Raw genomic sequence first — 16,049 nt, forward strand, 5'->3', positions numbered from 1 at the left:
CTGCTGAACTCATCCTCTGTATTCAGCAACCAAAGATCACTATCTACGAAGAGTTTCAACAAATCTGCTTTACCTGGTGAACAGTCTCGAGTCACAACTCTCGAGCGACGAATCGCAATTGACGGACGAGGTCACCACAAGTGACGAGGTCGCGGCTCTCGCACGGAACACTTTGTACGAGGCTCCCGTACGTCCCCTATGAACGTCCTCGTCACCGGCGCGAACGGTACCGTCGGCACCGCGATCCGCGAGCACCTCGAGTCCGAACTCGAGACCGACCTCGAGCCCACCTGGATCGACATCGAACCCCACCCCGAGTACGAGACGACGATGGGCGACGTCACCGACTACGCGACCGTCCGGGAGGCGATGGTCGGCCAGGACGCCGTCATCCACTTGGGGATGCCCGACTTCCTCGGCGGCCCGGGGTCGAACTCGCTCGCCTGGAGCGAGGGGTTCGCCGCGAGTTGCCAGGCGATCGGAAACGTCCTCGAGGCGGCAACCAACGAGGGAGTCGACACGGTCGTCTACGCGTCCTCGAATCACGCGGTCGGCATGTACGAGGTGCAGAACGCCCCCGAGATCTACGGACCGGACCACGACCTCTTGATCGATCACACCGCCCCGCTGCGGCCCGACTCTCGCTACGGCGTCGTCAAGGTCTTCGGCGAGGCGATGGGACAGCTGGCGGCGGACGCCCACGGCGTGAACTGCTACGCGATTCGGATCGGTTCGGTTCGCGACCCGGAGTACGACCACCCCTACGGGGACGCCGAGCGCGGCGTCGATCGGGGCGAGTACGAGCGAGACAGCGATGCCTACGAAGAGCAGGTCGCCCGTCAGAAGTGCATGTGGCAGTCGCGCCGAGACCTCGCCCGGGAGGTCGCTCGCTGTCTCGAGCGCGGGGCCGAGGTTGCTCGAGCCGAGGCTGACGACGAACGGGGCGAGTTCGACGTCTTCTACGGCCGTAGCGCGAGCGACCGAAGCTGGCTCGACCTCGAGCACGCACGCGAGGTCGTCGGCTACGACCCGGCCGACGACGCGACGGCGTGGCAGGGGCCGCCGGGGTGACGATCGAGGAGACCGACGGGCGGTGACGGACGCTACTCGTCCGCCGCCTCGGCCTCGAGCACGCGTCCGACCATCGACCAGCCCTCCTCGTCCCCCTCTTCCCTCGACGCCCGGCGACCGACGAGGACGGACTCGTTGTCGGCGCTCGAGACGAACCGGTACTCGATGTCGGGTTCGTCCTCGCGGCCTCCTTCGGCTTTGAACTCCTGCTGGAAGAACTCCACCCAGTCCATTTCGAACACGGCCTCGGTGCCGTCCTCGAGGGTGAGTCGAACCGGCTTGGGCGAGACGTTGTGGATGCGCTTCGCGATGGGATTCAGATCGGCCATGTGTGTCTCGAGACGGTGGGAGGGAGAAACGGTACCGGTTTCGCTCTCGACAGTCTCCGGGCCATCGCCGACCGGAGTCAGGAACGGGGGCGGACCACCGCGTAGCAGTTGCCGCTCGAGATCTCGAGGGATACGGTCTCGAGAGCACTCGTCTCGAGATCGGTCTCGAACTCGTCGGGGTCGTAGATGTGATAGAATCGGTCGACGCTCTCACCGCCGGGGAGCGTCCACTCGACGGTCGTGTCGAATCCCGCGGTCTCGTCGAAGGCGTCGTGGGCGGTGCTCCAGGCGCTCACGAGGGCCACGCTCCCGGGGGTGAGCACGCGAGCGAGTTCGTCGAGGCTCGCCACGCGCTCAGCTCTGGTCGGGAGGTGGTGAATCGTCGCGACGTAGACGGCAGCGTCCACGACGTCGCTTCGGAGCGGAAGGGATGCGGCCTCACCCTGCACGATATCCACCGAGAAGCCACGCTCGAGGGCGCGATCCCGACCGGTCTCGAGTAACCCGCGGCTGACGTCCAGGCCGACGACGCGCTGAACCCACTCGGCGAGCACCTCGGCGTGCCGGCAGTTGCCACAGCCCAGGTCGAGACCGATTTCCGGGCTGTCTGCACCGCCGACGTACTCGTCGACGAACGCCTCCACCTCCGGCCAGGCGTACTCGCGCGTGGACGCGAAGTGGATGGCGATCCGGTCGTACGTCTCCCGTACCTCGCTCCGTCTGTCCATCTGGCTCGAGGTCGGTGGCGTCGAACCAAAAACGTTCGTTCCTGCCGGTGATGGGGCCCGTTCGAACGCGTCGGTCGATGCGCAGCGTCGACACCGCCAGACGTCGTGGAACCCATCGACTACTTCAGCGGGTGGCTAACTGCTGCGTTGCAAGCACAATCCCTACACCCGCTCGTGGCGCACGTTCGCCCATGACCGACGCTGTCGACGACGACCTCGAGATCCAGCGCGATCTCGGCGAGGCCACGATCGTCTACGAAGACCCGGACGAGGGAACCGTCAGGAAGTCGATCCCGAACGAGCACGTCGCGTACTTCCAGGACCACTGGATCATCAAGACCAACGAGGACGAGGAGGGCCACGACATCGTCCGGCGGATCCCGACCCGTCGCGTCCACTACGTCGAACGATCCGTCGAGGAGTTCGAACAGGAAGTCGAGACGTTACTCGATCGGGTGCAGTCGTTCGCCAGCGAGTTGCAGACGAAGATTCCAGTCGGCGGGAGCAAGGGCGGGAACGACGAACCCGTCGAGCCACGGCAGATCACCGTCGACGATTCCGATTCCGACGGTCACACGAAAGAGGAGTGACTTGAGTACGTCGTCGTGGAGAGCGTGGAGAGGGTAACTCGAGTACGCTCCCGACGAACGGGAGGCGGTAGCGCCAGCTCCGGAATGACGTCCCTGATCGACTGTCGTTAGCTCCCGAGCGAACGCTACCTCAGATCACGACCACGAACAGCACGAACGAGAGCGCGACCATCGCCACGGCGTGTTTCACCCCGGCTTTCAGGTCTCCCGTACTCAATTGTCCAGCGATCAGCCCCGAGAACGCCCCCTGAATGAGCGTCGCGTGGTAGAACAGGAGTGTGTAGGTCGCGGCGTCGACGCTGTCGAGTCCCGACAGCCCCTCGACCTGGGACGACTCGAGCGACTCGCTGCCGCCCTCGACGGCGGCCGCCTGGAGCGTCGGGAGCATGTATCCCGCCAGGACGGCGATGATGAACAGGAAGACGAGAAACGAGATGTAGACGACGACCATGTACTCGAGCATCGCCTGCTGGCGGGCGCGCTTGAGCCGTCGGTCGGCCGCGGCCTGCCGGGCGGCGGTTCGCAACACGGTGGCGAGGTTTCCGCTGGCGTTCATTGCTTCCGTCAGGAGCGTCACGACGCGGGAGGCCGCCCGCGTCCGAACCCGGGTACCGAACCGGACGAGCGCCGTCTCGAGGTCGGCCCCCCACTGGACGTCCGCCCAGATGCGCTCGAGTTCGACGTCGAGCGCGCCGAGGTCCGAGTCGCGGAGGCGACCGATCGCCGAAACGAGCGCCACCCCGGCCTCGTTGACGCTCGCGAGGCGGTCGAGAAAGTCGGGGATAGCCGCTTCGACGGCGTCGACCCGCCGCCGGTGAATCGCGTACAGGACGGCGAACGTGGTTCCCACGAGGAGGCCGGCGACGACCAGGACGTCGTCGATGGCGGCCGCGTCGATTCCGGTCTCGGTCGTCGCCTCGGGGAGTCGCCAGGCGATCAACCCGAACGCGATCGGTCCCGTCACCAGGAGCGAGCGTGTCGGCCGGTCGAGCAGCGTCTCGAGCGGGGATCCCAGTCGGTCTCGAACCGCTCGGAGACGTCTGTAGATGTGGATTCGCTCGACGTTCGGCGGGGGTGAGGTGTCGTTTCGGAATCCACCGTCGGTTTGGGCGAGAGCCTGCTGGTCCGGTCCCGGGTCGTCGATGTCGCCCTCGTCGATCGTCCGGCCGGGGTTGACCGAGTCGGTGACCATGCTCAAGTAGACGATGAAGGCCAGATTGCCAAACGGCAGGATGACGTAGATCAACACCTGCAGGGGGCCGAGGGTGTCGCCGACGGAGATGCCGATGACGAACAGGATCGTGATGAGAAACAGCGGCCCGGCGACCAGGACGGTGACGTACGATTCCGCGAGCGTGCCGAGCAAGTCGAGCATGCGTTCTTGTTGGGACTCCGACTCCTCCTGGTAGTCGTGGTACTGGCGCTCGAGGAACGACGAGAGGCTGTGGCCGCTCTTGAGGACGCTGATCAGGTTCTCGGAGAACTCGCGGAACTGGGGGCTCGGGGAACGTCGGCTCATCGTCTGCAGCGCCGTGATCACGTCCGTCCCGAAGGTGTCCATGTTCCGGACGGCGACGCGAAATTCGCTGGCGGCCTCCCCGTAGGTGTCGTCGTGAGCGGCGACGATACGGACGACCGTGGGGAACTCCATCCCGCTCTGTGAGAGGGCGTAAATGAACGCGACGGTCGACGGCAGGGTGTACTCGATTCGTCGCGCCCGGTTGTCGGCGACGTAGCCCGGGTACCACCACCGGAACCAGTAGGTGCCGACGCCGGCGAGCACCCCGAGGGTCAGACAGGAGACGAGCAAGAGTCCGAATAGCTCGAGCGCCGAGAGCGTCGGGATGCCGGCGACGTTCGCGAGAAAGGAGAGAGCACCCGGTAGCTGCTCGCGCATCACTGCGGGTTCAATCGAGAGGACGAGCAGGAGTCCCCAGCTAACGTAGATGCCAAGAATACTGCCGACGATAGCGAGCAGGCCGGCGTAGAGGAGCGACTTCGCCCCGTACTCGCGATAGGTGGTCGGGATGTGTGCCGCTCGAAGCGCGTCCTGTCTCCCGGGGTGTTCGGACCTGAACTCCTCGACGTAGGGGCCGAAGAGCCGATCCGCTATTCGGGCGAAGAGCGTGTCGACCCCCCGGTTGACGGCCGCGAGCAGGATCGGCGAACAGAGGACGACCGCGAACGCGAGCGGGAGGAAGTTTGCGCGGGTCATGATTGTGGGTGCAGTCGATCTCTCCGCGTCACTTCGTCTCGAGCGAGTCGTCCACTCGCTTCGGCGGTGTCGCGTCCGTGTCGTTCGTGCTTTCGCCGGTCTCGTTTTCACTTGTCTCGAGTCCGTCGACTCCGTCGCTCTCGCTCGCGTCCTCGATCCGCTCGAGCACGCGCTCCTGGTCGGCGTAGTACTCGTTGACGAGCGCCGTGAATCGTCGGTAGTCCGAAATCTCGTGTTCGAGCGCGTACTCGAGGAATCGTTCCCGGTTGCGTCGTTCGGTCAGGAGTTCCCGCTGGGTCCAGCCGCGCTCGTGTTGAATCTCGGTCACGACGTGGCTGGTTTCGGCGGTGAACGTGTCCGTCTCGCCGTCCCAGGAGTAGGCGGTGGAGTAGTCCAACTCGCCCGTTCGCTGGTCGATGCCCTCGATCTCTGCGAGGACCTTGTTCCGCCGGACGCGCTCGCCGCCGAGCCTGGTGAGCGTCTGCACCGAGAGGATGTCCAGGCTCTGGACCATCGCCCGGGGCACGTTGATCGGCTCGTTCTCGAGGCGGTTGATGACCGTCTGCACGGAGTCGGCGTGCATCGTCGAGTAGGTCGTGTGGCCGGTGTTCATCGCCTGGAAGAGCGTGATGGCCTCCTCACCGCGAACCTCGCCCACGACGATGTACTCGGGGCGGTGGCGAAGCGCCGACCGCAGGAGGTCGTACATGGTGACGTTCTTCCCCTCGTGGATGCGCTCGCGGGTGACCGAGGAGAGCCAGTTGTCGTGGTGCAACTGGAGTTCGCGGGTGTCCTCGATGGTGAGGACCTTCGAGCGCGGCGGGACGAACATCGAGATGGCGTTCATGCTCGTCGTCTTCCCCGAGGCGGTCCCACCGGCGAAGAGCAGGCTCTTGTTGTGCTCGATGGCCAGCCAGAGATAAGCCATCTGCTCGACGCTGAACGTCCCGTACCGGACGAGGTCGACCGGCGTGAGCGGTTCGTCGGCGTACTTCCGGATGGTGAACGCGGACCCTCGCGGCGTGACCTCCGTCCCGAGGGCGAGTTCGGCCCGGGATCCGTCCTCGAGGGTCGTCTCGACCATCGGGTCGCCGATGGAGATGTGGCGCCCGGAGTGCTGGGCGAGGCGGACGACGAATCGATCGAGTTCGTCTTCGCCGAAGCTGACGTTGGTCTCGACGTCCGTGTACTGGTCGTGATAGACGAAAATGGGGAGGTCGTACCCGTCACAGGAGACGTCCTCGACGTGCGGGTCGTGCATGATCGGGTCGAGTCGTCCGTATCCCCGAAAGTCCCTGAAGATGTAGTAGAAGAGTCGGTAGAATGTCGCCATGTCGACCTCGCCACCGTAGCGCTCGAGGTACTCGCGGACGGTGGATCGAAGCAATTCCTCCACGTCTTCGTCGTCCGTCTGTCGGTAGAGGAGCGGATCGCGCACGTCCTCGAGCAGCGTCTCGAGCACGAGTCGTTCCTCGTCGGTGAGGGTGGGTTCGACCGTTCGATAGCGGTGGTGATTGGCGGCCTCGTCGTACTGGATCACGACGAACGAGAAGGGGGCGTTCACCCAGTAGCGGTCGACCTCCTCGAGGCCGTCAGCGTCGTCGAACGTGACGAGCGGGCCGTGTGCGGCGGGATCGTAGGCCGTCACGTCGATGTGAGAGCCCTGTAGTACGTCGACCACTCGACGTAGCGTGCGCCGAATCTGGTCGAACGTGGACTCGAGAGCCGAGTCTGGAGGGTGTGTTGCGTCGTCATCGACGTTCGAAGGGATTTCGTCGGTTTTGGCGTTCTCGGCGGTTCCGGCATCCTTGGCGTCTTCGGCGATTCCGGCGTCCTCGAGGTCCGCGACCGTCGCATCGTCGCCACCACTCTCTTCGTTCGCGTCGGTTGCCGACGACGTGTCGCTCGCGGGGGCATTCGCGTTCTCGGTAGTGTCCGCGGTGGTGTCGAGTTCGGCCCCTGCATCGGTGTCGCTGTGTGGTTCCATCGTCTCTGTTCGCAGTCTCTTCTAAGGAGAGACCGTATCGTCTTAAATCAGATGGCCATCTGCCGAGATCCGACGCGGGGATTCGACGGACGTCAGCACCGTTTCCCTGCTGGACTGTTTTGTCCGGATGTGCAGAAAACGCATAATGGGCGTTACGTTCATACCCCGTGAGTGCGAAGTCGTCGTTGCGTAATGAAGCGCGAGCACTTCACGCTAACTGCCAGCAACGTCGACTGGATCGAGACCGACAGTGATCCGAAGAAACCCGCCGTAACGATCGACTGTACCGGTCCAGCGACACTTCTCCAAGATCGTCTCACTGACCCCGATGGTGAGCCACTCGAGGCTAGCCAGACGGACGCCGCGCTTCGACTCCAGGGTCCGGTCGATGCCGGGGATACCGACGGCGTCGTCAGCGTCACGAACCGCGTGACCGGCGAGTTCGTCCTCGAGCTCAACGTCCCTGCCCAGGACGTCCTGCAGTTCATCCGGGCCGCTCGCGGCTACGGCGAGGGCACGACCGACGACGGCGGGCGCTACCACGTCACGATCACCCTCGACGGCGAGCCGTTCGTCGAGTACGACAAGCGCACGTTTCTCGTCTACGACGACGACGGCGACCTGCTCCGGCACCGGAGCCTGATCCCGAGCGGCGTCGAACTGTAGCCACTCGCAGGGGCTCAATTTCGACCTGTCGGGAACGGACCGGCAACTATAAGTGTTTTAGGGTGGCCTAAACTAACGAAGACAGCGGTTGCCAATGGCTCACGAATCCCTGCTCACGTCGACGGCCGACGACCGACTCGCGGACGCAACGCCCACCAGCGACGTCGTCCTCGAACTCGAGGGCGTCGCGAAACAGTATGGCTCTGAGGCGGTCATCGACGACCTCTCGCTCACCGTCCGCGAGGGCGAGATCCTGACTCTCCTCGGCCCGTCCGGCTGTGGCAAGACGACGACGCTTCGACTCATTGCTGGCCTCGAGCGACCGAACGGCGGCGAGATTCGTCTCGACGGAACGTCAGTGGCCGGAAACGGCTCGTTCATCCCACCGGAAGAACGCGGCGTCGGCATCGTGTTCCAGGAATTCGCGCTCTTTCCGCACCTGACGGCCAGGGAGAACGTCGCGTTCGGGCTCACCGACTGGCCCGCGGACGAACGGGAGGCCCGTGTCGACGAACTGCTCGCCCTGGTGAACCTGAGCGAGCACGGCGACGACTATCCCGAGGAACTTTCCGGCGGCCAGCAACAGCGGGTCGCGCTCGCTCGCTCGCTCGCCCCAGAACCCGAGATGTTGCTGCTGGACGAACCGTTCTCGAACCTCGACGTCGACCTCCGCGTCGAGATGCGCGAGGAGGTTCGGCGGATCATCAAGGAAACCGGCGTGACGGCCGTCTCGGTCACCCACGACCAGGAGGAGGCGCTCTCGGTGTCCGACCGCGTGGCCGTCATGAACGACGGCGACCTCGAGCAGATCGACGAACCCGAACGCGTCTTCCAGCACCCCAAATCGCGGTTCGTCGCCGGCTTTCTCGGGCACGCGAGTTTCCTGTCGGGAACCGTCCGCGGCGATCACGTCTCCACGCCCCTGGGTCGCGTCCTGCGAGCGGACGTCGACGGCCTCGTCGCCGAGTACGACGGGACCGACATCGACCTCCTCCTGCGCCCCGACGACGTGACGGCCTACCCCGCGGGCGGCCCCGAGGCCGACGGGACGGTCGTCTACCGGCGCTACCTCGGCCCGACGATTCTCTACCGCGTCGAACTCGACGACGGCGAGACCATCGAGTGCATGCACAACCACTCGGACCGGATCGACCTGGACGAGCGCGTCGCCGTCAGGGTGACCGCCGACCACGACCTGGCGTGGTTCCCCGCCGACCAGCGCGTCGACGCCGTCGAATCGGGCGTCGAGAGCGAGACGGCCTCGAGTTCGGCCGATTGAGCGTCTGTTTGGTTGTCTGACTTCTCTTACAGCGAATCAGTCTCGTGGCGAAACGTCTGAAACTCGAGCGTCCGTCCCTCCGGATCCTCGGCGAAGAACTGGTAGATTCGATAGCGGTCGTTCTCCACCGGTTCCCCGCGCGCCCGGTTTGCGAGGCGCTCGTACATCGCGTCGACTTCGCTCGCGGTGTCGAAGACGAACGTGATCGTGCCGTCCGTTTCGCCGCTCTCGCGAGCACAGAATCCGACCAGGAGATTGTCGTATGAGAGGATCGTACAATCGGGCTGTTCGAGCCACCGTTCCGCGCCGAGCTTCTCGACGTAAAAGTCGACGATCGACTCGAGCGATTCGGTGCCGAAGAAGACGATGCCGGCCATGGTCGATTCGAGTGCGGGTGACGGAAAAACCATTGGGGTGTCGGAGTATTTATGCGACGTCCATCGACAGTGACAGGTATGACGAAGTCGGGAGGGCGACGGATGGCGACGCTCGTCGTACTGTTGTCGGTGGTGCTCGCCGGCTGTGCGGCACCGATGGCCGACGCGGGCGGCGTCGACGGACCGACGGACGGCCGCGCGACCGGCGAACGCACCCTCGAGGTGCACGGGGACCTGCCCCTCGACGCGAACGCGACGTTCGAGCGCGTGCAGGCGCTCCTCGCGGTCGACCTCCGGCCGCCGACGGTGTACGTGGACGACCCTATCGAGCGGCCACCGCGGGCCATCCAGGACCCCTCGAGTTTCTACGCCGTGATGGGGATTCCGGCACCTGATCCGACCGACGGGGCCGAGGAACTGCGGGTTGGTGGCGTCTCGAGTGCGATGCAGGCGGTGTACCTCCTGCCCGAGACGGACGCCTCGCCGGCGGCAATCGAACAGGTGTTCGTCCACGAACTGGTCCACACCGCGCAGTTCCAGCGGGGAGCGCCGAGGCGAGTGCAGGCGACGATCCCGGCCGAACACCGCGGGACGACCGACGCCCGGCTGACGGTGACGAGCCTGATCGAGGGGAGCGCCGTCTACGTCTCGAGTGCGTACACCGAGGCCTACGACCTGCCCGTAACGCCCGAGGACGACCTGCTCGAGTCGCTGTATCCGAACGCGAATCCGGGAACCAGGCTCTCCTGGGGGCCGTACCACCACGGCGGTCGGTACGTCGCAACGGCCGCCGACTCGCCGGCGACACATTGGAGCGTCTACGAGACCCCGCCGGTGACGATGCAGGAGGTTCGCCGTGGCGAGCCCGCCATCGCTTCAGGCGAGGCCGAACTCGAGCCGTTCGGAATCGACGTCGACGCGGACGCCGAATCCGCTGACTGGGAGAGCGACCCCGCCAGGACGGACGTCGTGGGGTCGTTCGTCCTCGAACAGGTGCTCGCGACGGAACTCGCTCCGGACACGGCGAGGGACGCCGCCGCGGGCTGGTCGTACGATCGCGTGCGACGGTTCTCGAGTGAGGAAGTCGTGGCTGGCGACGGCGACAGCGACAGCGGCGATGGAGCTGACGGCTACGTCTGGGCGATCAGATTCGAGGACGAATCGAACACCTCGCTCGCGACGGACGCGATGGCCACGGCACTCGAGCGCCGGGCGACGAGCCTCGAGGTCGAGTCCGAAACCGACGCGGCGAATCGCACGGCGACGACGACGCGGTGGCGGACCGAGGTGTACGCCTTCAGCCTCGAGCAGGCCGACGACCGGACGCTCGTTCTGTTCGCTGGCGACGAGGCGTTCGTCGAGTCGGTGAGCCTCGAGGGGGTTTCGGCGACCGGCGACGTCCAGGTCGCGTTGGACGAGCGGGACTCGACGGCGTCGTCGGTCGACTCGAGTCGACGCCTATCCTCGAGCGGGTCGATCGAACCGGTCGAACCGGCGGTACGGCCGGCGCAGCCTTCGCCTGGCGATGCGCTGCAGGGCGTGCGCGAACTTGCTCGCGACGCCGTCCTCGCCGGAGGTGTGCGATGACCGATTGCCGAACGCTGGCGATCCGCTGTGGTATCGCCGCTCCGAACGTCGTGCTGGCCGGAATCGTCCTGTCGACGTTCGTCGCGACCCCCGAGACGTTCACCTGGCGAACGCGCGCACTTTCGGACATGGGTCGAGCCACCGCACGAACGTTCTGGCTCTTCAACGGCGGGCTGATCCTCGGCGGCCTACTCGGTACACCGTTCGTCGCCTTGCTCTGGACGCGTGCTCGCAACCGGCTCGAGCGGATCGGCATCGCGCTCACCGGCGTTGCCGTCCTCGGCATGGTCGGCGTGGGAATTTTCTTCCTCGGGCACACGGCGTACTACCTCGAGTCGAGCCTGCACGGTCTCGCCGCGCTGACGGTGTTCGGCGTGGCCCCGGTCGCCCAGCTGCTCGCCGGGACGGGACAGGTGCTGGCCGGCGATCGGTGGGTCGCGGTCGCGTCGATCTGGCTCGGCGTCGTCCACCTGGTCGGCTGGCTCGGCTGGCTCCTCGTTCGTTCCACGGCACCAGACCCGAGACACTGGTTCGCCGTTCCAGAGTTCGTCGCCGCCGTCGCCTTCGGCGCCTGGATACTTATCCTCGGAAAACGGCTGCTACTCGGTCGGGGACTCGAGGCGGGTCCTGAGGACGGCTCGAAAACGGCTACTGATTGGCGCCGAACCGGGTGAACAGCCCGGAGAACCCGATGCGATCGGCCCACGAGGACTGGTCGTCGCCGAGGGCGGCGATGCCGCCGGGGCCGGCGGTACACAGCAGGCCGCTCGCGACCGTCAGCCCCTCCAGGGCCGCCCCGGTTTCGGTGTCGTATCGCCATCGTGCCGCGCCGTCGGTCGCATCCAGTGCGTAGATGACACCCTCGTCGGTACCGACACAGCAGGTGCCGTCGACGACGGCCGGTGCGGTCGGCGTCGCTCCACCGGTGTCGAACCGGAACCGCTCGGCGCCCGAGGCCAGGTCGACTGCGTACACGCTCAGATCGCCGCTGGCGACGTAGACCGTGCCGTGGGCGACGGCCGGGGCCTCGAGGGCGCCACCGGTGTCGAATCGCCAGCGAATCGCGCCGTCGGCCGCCTCGAGGGCGTAGAGGCTGTCGCCATCCGTGGCGACGACGAGGTCGTCCGTGGCGGCTAGATAGCTGGTTCGCTCGTCGCCTGGGCCGGCGTCGCCGTCACAGTAACCGTCGCCGTCGCCCTCGACGTCGACCGCTACCTGGAGGTCGCGCGTCCACTCGAGCGAACCGGATTTGCCGTCGATGCACCGAACGACTCCGTCAGCCGTTCCGGCGAAGACGTCGCCGCTGGTGACGGCGACCTCCGCGACGGCCGCGGTCTCGTCGGTCGCGAGCGTCCACTCGACTCGTCCCGACTCGGCCTCGAGCGCGTACACCGATCCGTCGTCGTCGGCTGCGTAGACGGTTCCGTCGGCGACGACCGGAGCGACCCGACAGGTCTCGTCCAGCCGGTACTGCCAGCGTCGTTCGCCGGTCTCCCGGTCGAGCGCGCACACCGTCCCGTCCGCGCTCGCGGCGTAGACCTCGTCGGCGACGACCGCGGGCGACCCGGTTACGATGCCGTCGGTCTGGTACCCCCAGCGCTCGTCGCCGGTCTCGAGCGAGAGCGCCAGCACGCGACCGCTGTCGGTGCCGACGTACACGATGTCGCCGACGACGGTCGGTGCGGTCGTTCGCACGTCCGGATCGAACCGCCACTGGACGTCGACCGCCGACGAGAGCGGGTTGCCGTCGGGAACGGCCCCGGTCCGTGCGGCGTCGGCTCGAGCGGCGCTCCAGTCGGCCCACTCGTCGGGATCGTCGATGGGTTCGCGCGCATTCGTCGCCCGGTTCTGTGCCCGCACGGCCGCCTCGGCGACGGCCGGAACCGGATCGGATCCGAGGGGCTCGAGGATCGACGGCTCGACGCCCACGAACCCGAGAGTGTGACACGCCTGTTCCCTGACGCGGCTATCGGGATCGGCCAGTCGAGCGGCGAGGACGTCGACCGCCTCTGCGAGGTCTACGTCGCCGCGAGGCGCCAGTGCGGAGAGCGTGCGAGCCGCGAACGCTCGAACGCTGTCGTCCTCGTCCTCGAGCGCGTCGACGAGTGCCGAGACGCTGGAGTCGAACCCATTGGAGTTCTCTTCGGCGACCGCCGCGAGGGTTCGGGCCGCCGTAACCCGAACCACGGGCGAATCGACGGCGAGTCCGGCGGCGGTTTTCGAGATGGCCGTGGGTCGCAACCGCTCGGAACACTCGGCGAGCACCGACAGCGCCAGCACTGCGATTCCGGCCGCCCAGGGGTCGCCGTTGACGCGGCGGCCGAGACCCGAGAGCTGATTGTTGATCGCGTCCGTGTGCGTCGGCGTCTCCCCGCCGGCTACGAGCGACGCAGCGTCGACCAGTCGATCCTCGACGGCGTCGATCTCCGTCTCGAGCGTCGAGTCGTCCTCGAGGACGGCGACGGCCGCGAGCGAGAGCGTCGCGTAGCCGCGAACGGCCGCCGTTTCGTGTTCGAGGAGGTCGGCGACGGCATCTGCATCCTGGCTCACTGCCTCGGGCTCGCCCACGGCGAGCGTCGCGAGGTCGGCCGCGACTGCCTTCATCGGTCGATCACCTGGACGATCGAGGAGGAGCGCCACGACGGACCGACCCGACCCATCGGCGACGGCCGAGAGGGTTCGAAGGTGGGCCTGGCGTTCGAGTCGTCCAGCGTTCGCCAGTCGCTCGAGCAGGCTCGAGGCGAGCGGTTCCACGATGGCCGTATCGACGCGAGCGAGATCGGCCAGCGAACGGGCCAGGGCCGTCGTCCTCGCCGTCGACCCGTCGTCGAACTGGTCGAGGACGGCCTCGGTCGGCGTCGGGTCGGTCTCAATGGGTCTCGTGAGGAGGGTTTCGAGGGCCTCGAGCGCGGCACTCCGTTCGGCTGGTCGACAGTCGTCGGCCAATCGGTCGAGGATGGCGTCGACGACGGCGGTCGTCTCGTCGCCGGTCTCCGGGAGCAACACGCCGAGGGCCTCGAGTGCGCCGGTTCGAATCGTCGCGTCGCCGTCGGTTGTTTCGGCGACGGCCAGTGATCGGGCCGGCGAGCGAACCCGATCGCCGTCGGGACCAATCGTGGTGAGCGCGGCGACGACGTTCGTCCGGACAGTCCGGTCGGGATCGTCCACCGATCCGAACAGCGCGCCCAGCGCTGACCGAACGTCCTCGGGGTAGGCCTCTCCCAGTCTCCGGAGGGCGATCGCAGCGTTGTTGCGGACGCTCGCGTCGTCGTCCTCGAGTCGATCCGCCAGCGGTTCGACGGCCGAGCGGACGTCTCGCGGCCGTTCCGTGGCGACGCCGGCGAGGTCGCGAGAGGCCGCTCGCCGAACGGCGATGGCGTCGGCTGCGAGCCGGGTCGAGAGGGATCGAACGGCCGGATGGACGCCCGCGACCTGCGCCTCGGCGACCTCCGCCAGCGACCGGGCGGCGTGGCCCTGGCGCCACGCGTCGATTTCGTCGTCTCGCCCCGCCTCGAGCCGTGTGAGAGACCGTTCGACGACCGCCTGATCGACGGCGCCGTCGCGAGCAATGGCACCGAGCGCGTCGGCGGCCGGCCGTCTGACCGACTCGTTCGGCTCGTCCAGGCACGCGGTGAGGGAGGAAACCACGGCGCGAACGGCGTCGGGGTCGGCCACTGCGACGGCGGCCAGGGCTCGAGCGACGTTCGCCCGCACCGACGTCCCGTCTTCGTCTTCGTCCTCATCCTCGTCGTCGAGGCGAGCCGCGAGTTCCGCCACGACGGGCGCGACGGCGTCGGGGTGCTCCCCGGCGACGGCCTCGATTGCGGCGGCGGCGTGTTCGCGGGTTTCGATCGCGTCGTCCTCGAGCACGGCAGCAAGCGCGACGACCGACGACCGAACGGTGGCTGGCCGTTCGTCGGCGACGGCGCGCAGGGTCGCCGCCGCGTCGGTACGGACGGCCGTCTTGACGTCGGTCAGTCGATCGGTGACGGGCGGAACGGACGCCTCGAGACCCGCCAGCGCGGGGTCTGCAGTGGCGACGTGCCGGAGTGCGCGGGTGGTTGGTTCGCGAATCGAGGGAGCATCGGCGAGCGCCGCCGTGAGCGGATCGAGTGCGTTCGACGCTCGTGCCGGCGTCACGGTTGCGACCGCCAGCAGCGTGTGCGCGGCGTCCTCTCGGACGTCCCGGCGATGGTCGTCGAGTCGGTCTGCGACGGGTTCGACGGCGATCGGTGCGGGGTCGTCCTCTGCCGCGAGCGCGCGGAGTGCGGCCATCGCGTCGGCCCCGATTGCGCCGTCGTCGTCGAGTCGCTCGAGCAGGGGCGAGGCAGCGTCGGTCGTCTCGGCGAGCGCGGTCGGGTCCGATTCGGCGACGGCCCGCAGGGCTCGAACGGCGTGTTCGCGAACCGTCTCGTCCTCGTGGTCGGCGGCCGCGGCGATCGAGGCTGCCACGGGTCTGACCGCCTCGGGGTCGGCGTCGGCGACGGCCGCCAGTGCGGCGGTCGCTCGCCGGCAGACGAACGCGTCTTCGTGTCCGTGTCCGTGTCCGTGTTCGTCCTGGTCCTGGTCCTCGCCGGAGACGATCGCCGCGAGCGCGTCGACCGACTCGAGCAACGCCGTCGGTTCTGCGTCACCGATCGCCGCGAGCGCGTCGACGGCGTCGGCGCGGACGGCGGTCGATCCCTCGAGTCGATCGGTCAGCGCTGAAACGCCAGCCGTGACTTCCGCTGGGTGCTCGGCGGCGATTGCCGCGAGCGCCGCCGTCGCGTTGGCGCGAACCGACGGTTCGTCCTCGAGTCGGTCGATCAGTGCCGGAACTGCCGAGCAGACCTCGCGCGGTCGGTCGGCCGCCTCGCCGGCGAGCGTGCTGGCCGCGTACGTACGAACGTCGGGGTCGTCGGCCGAGAGAAAGCGCTGTAACTGGTCGATCCCGAGGGTGACCTCGAGGTCGTCGTCCGGCTCCCCGAGCACGGGGTCGTCCGGGTTCGAAGTGTCGTTTCGTGGCATAGATACGTGATGGACGCGGACCGTGCTGGTTCAGCACGGTCCACAACTGATTGTGAATCCGTCCGGGGGGAGTTAATTCTATCCCCGCCGTTTCGGTGCCTAAAACAGTCAGTCGGCGCTGTATCTCGAGTCTGGGGACGCGGTCGATCGTCTCGAAGTGCGGGTGTGTAAGTGTCAGTGGGGCGAACGCGTCAACTACCCCGTTGACGGCAG

General features: G+C 67.1%; 12 protein-coding genes. 6 read left to right on the forward strand and 6 right to left on the reverse strand.

Annotated features, from left to right (window positions below; all coding sequences use genetic code 11):
• Nucleotides 1-198: 198 nt before the first annotated feature.
• The gene (locus ACFQS4_RS21210; protein WP_500196315.1) at nucleotides 199-1,071 is read left to right on the forward strand and encodes an NAD-dependent epimerase/dehydratase family protein; all 873 of its coding nucleotides are present in this window, start codon (nucleotides 199-201) and stop codon (nucleotides 1,069-1,071) included.
• A gap of 32 nt (nucleotides 1,072-1,103) precedes the next feature.
• Here the strand turns inward: ACFQS4_RS21210 and ACFQS4_RS21215 are convergent, their stop codons facing one another.
• Together ACFQS4_RS21215 and ACFQS4_RS21220 are read right to left on the reverse strand one after the other, a co-directional pair.
• Entirely contained in the window at nucleotides 1,104-1,400 is a 297-nt protein-coding gene (locus ACFQS4_RS21215; RefSeq protein WP_500196317.1) for a DUF8072 family protein, read from the reverse strand.
• 77 nt (nucleotides 1,401-1,477) lie between these two features.
• Nucleotides 1,478-2,128, reverse strand: a complete 651-nt coding sequence (locus ACFQS4_RS21220; protein WP_500196319.1) for a class I SAM-dependent methyltransferase — start codon at nucleotides 2,126-2,128, stop codon at nucleotides 1,478-1,480.
• Nucleotides 2,129-2,319: 191 nt separating this feature from the next.
• Between ACFQS4_RS21220 and ACFQS4_RS21225 the strand changes: the two genes are divergently transcribed.
• Nucleotides 2,320-2,718 carry a hypothetical protein gene (locus tag ACFQS4_RS21225; RefSeq protein WP_500196321.1) on the forward strand — a complete coding sequence of 133 codons (399 nt, stop codon included), beginning with the start codon at nucleotides 2,320-2,322 and terminating at the stop codon, nucleotides 2,716-2,718.
• 130 nt (nucleotides 2,719-2,848) lie between these two features.
• Here ACFQS4_RS21225 and ACFQS4_RS21230 read toward each other — a convergent pair whose 3' ends face one another.
• Complete coding sequence (locus tag ACFQS4_RS21230) at nucleotides 2,849-4,933, reverse strand: type II secretion system F family protein (RefSeq protein ID WP_500196323.1); 2,085 nt, start codon at nucleotides 4,931-4,933, stop codon at nucleotides 2,849-2,851.
• Nucleotides 4,934-4,961: 28 nt separating this feature from the next.
• Entirely contained in the window at nucleotides 4,962-6,920 is a 1,959-nt protein-coding gene (locus ACFQS4_RS21235) for a type II/IV secretion system ATPase subunit (protein ID WP_500196326.1), read from the reverse strand.
• A gap of 192 nt (nucleotides 6,921-7,112) precedes the next feature.
• Between ACFQS4_RS21235 and ACFQS4_RS21240 the strand changes: the two genes are divergently transcribed.
• Nucleotides 7,113-7,586 (forward strand): DUF5793 family protein, encoded by a 474-nt coding sequence (locus ACFQS4_RS21240; protein ID WP_500196328.1) that lies wholly within the window; start codon nucleotides 7,113-7,115, stop codon nucleotides 7,584-7,586.
• A 94-nt stretch (nucleotides 7,587-7,680) separates the two neighbouring features.
• Entirely contained in the window at nucleotides 7,681-8,865 is a 1,185-nt protein-coding gene (locus tag ACFQS4_RS21245) for an ABC transporter ATP-binding protein (RefSeq protein WP_500196330.1), read from the forward strand.
• Between the two features lie 26 nt (nucleotides 8,866-8,891).
• Here ACFQS4_RS21245 and ACFQS4_RS21250 read toward each other — a convergent pair whose 3' ends face one another.
• A complete protein-coding gene (locus tag ACFQS4_RS21250) occupies nucleotides 8,892-9,242 on the reverse strand; it encodes a VOC family protein (RefSeq protein WP_500196332.1) in 351 nt (116 codons plus the stop codon).
• Nucleotides 9,243-9,320: 78 nt separating this feature from the next.
• Here ACFQS4_RS21250 and ACFQS4_RS21255 point away from each other — a divergent pair, with 78 nt between their 5' ends.
• Both ACFQS4_RS21255 and ACFQS4_RS21260 read left to right on the forward strand, forming a co-directional pair.
• Nucleotides 9,321-10,829 (forward strand): hypothetical protein, encoded by a 1,509-nt coding sequence (locus ACFQS4_RS21255; RefSeq protein ID WP_500196335.1) that lies wholly within the window; start codon nucleotides 9,321-9,323, stop codon nucleotides 10,827-10,829.
• On the forward strand, nucleotides 10,826-11,503 hold the full coding sequence (locus tag ACFQS4_RS21260; RefSeq protein ID WP_500196337.1) for a DUF998 domain-containing protein: 678 nt from the start codon (nucleotides 10,826-10,828) through the stop codon (nucleotides 11,501-11,503). The genes ACFQS4_RS21255 and ACFQS4_RS21260 overlap by 4 nt, the downstream gene beginning before the upstream one ends.
• On the opposite strand, the gene ACFQS4_RS21265 is transcribed toward ACFQS4_RS21260, so the two are convergent.
• Entirely contained in the window at nucleotides 11,478-15,836 is a 4,359-nt protein-coding gene (locus ACFQS4_RS21265; protein ID WP_500196340.1) for an outer membrane protein assembly factor BamB family protein, read from the reverse strand. The genes ACFQS4_RS21260 and ACFQS4_RS21265 overlap by 26 nt on opposite strands.
• Between the last annotated feature and the right edge of the window lie 213 nt (nucleotides 15,837-16,049).

The sequence above is a fragment of the Saliphagus sp. GCM10025317 genome (genome assembly GCF_042663665.1).
Taxonomy (GTDB): Archaea; Halobacteriota; Halobacteria; order Halobacteriales; family Natrialbaceae; genus Natronosalvus.

Bases quoted from the DNA above. Each gene is read 5' to 3' on its own strand.
- ACFQS4_RS21210 (WP_500196315.1), top strand. From the start codon at position 199: ATGAACGTCCTCGTCACCGGCGCGAACGGTACCGTCGGCACCGCGATC.
- ACFQS4_RS21215 (WP_500196317.1), bottom strand. From the start codon at position 1,400: ATGGCCGATCTGAATCCCATCGCGAAGCGCATCCACAACGTCTCGCCC.
- ACFQS4_RS21220 (WP_500196319.1), bottom strand. From the start codon at position 2,128: ATGGACAGACGGAGCGAGGTACGGGAGACGTACGACCGGATCGCCATC.
- ACFQS4_RS21225 (WP_500196321.1), top strand. From the start codon at position 2,320: ATGACCGACGCTGTCGACGACGACCTCGAGATCCAGCGCGATCTCGGC.
- ACFQS4_RS21230 (WP_500196323.1), bottom strand. From the start codon at position 4,933: ATGACCCGCGCAAACTTCCTCCCGCTCGCGTTCGCGGTCGTCCTCTGT.
- ACFQS4_RS21235 (WP_500196326.1), bottom strand. From the start codon at position 6,920: ATGGAACCACACAGCGACACCGATGCAGGGGCCGAACTCGACACCACC.
- ACFQS4_RS21240 (WP_500196328.1), top strand. From the start codon at position 7,113: ATGAAGCGCGAGCACTTCACGCTAACTGCCAGCAACGTCGACTGGATC.
- ACFQS4_RS21245 (WP_500196330.1), top strand. From the start codon at position 7,681: ATGGCTCACGAATCCCTGCTCACGTCGACGGCCGACGACCGACTCGCG.
- ACFQS4_RS21250 (WP_500196332.1), bottom strand. From the start codon at position 9,242: ATGGCCGGCATCGTCTTCTTCGGCACCGAATCGCTCGAGTCGATCGTC.
- ACFQS4_RS21255 (WP_500196335.1), top strand. From the start codon at position 9,321: ATGACGAAGTCGGGAGGGCGACGGATGGCGACGCTCGTCGTACTGTTG.
- ACFQS4_RS21260 (WP_500196337.1), top strand. From the start codon at position 10,826: ATGACCGATTGCCGAACGCTGGCGATCCGCTGTGGTATCGCCGCTCCG.
- ACFQS4_RS21265 (WP_500196340.1), bottom strand. From the start codon at position 15,836: ATGCCACGAAACGACACTTCGAACCCGGACGACCCCGTGCTCGGGGAG.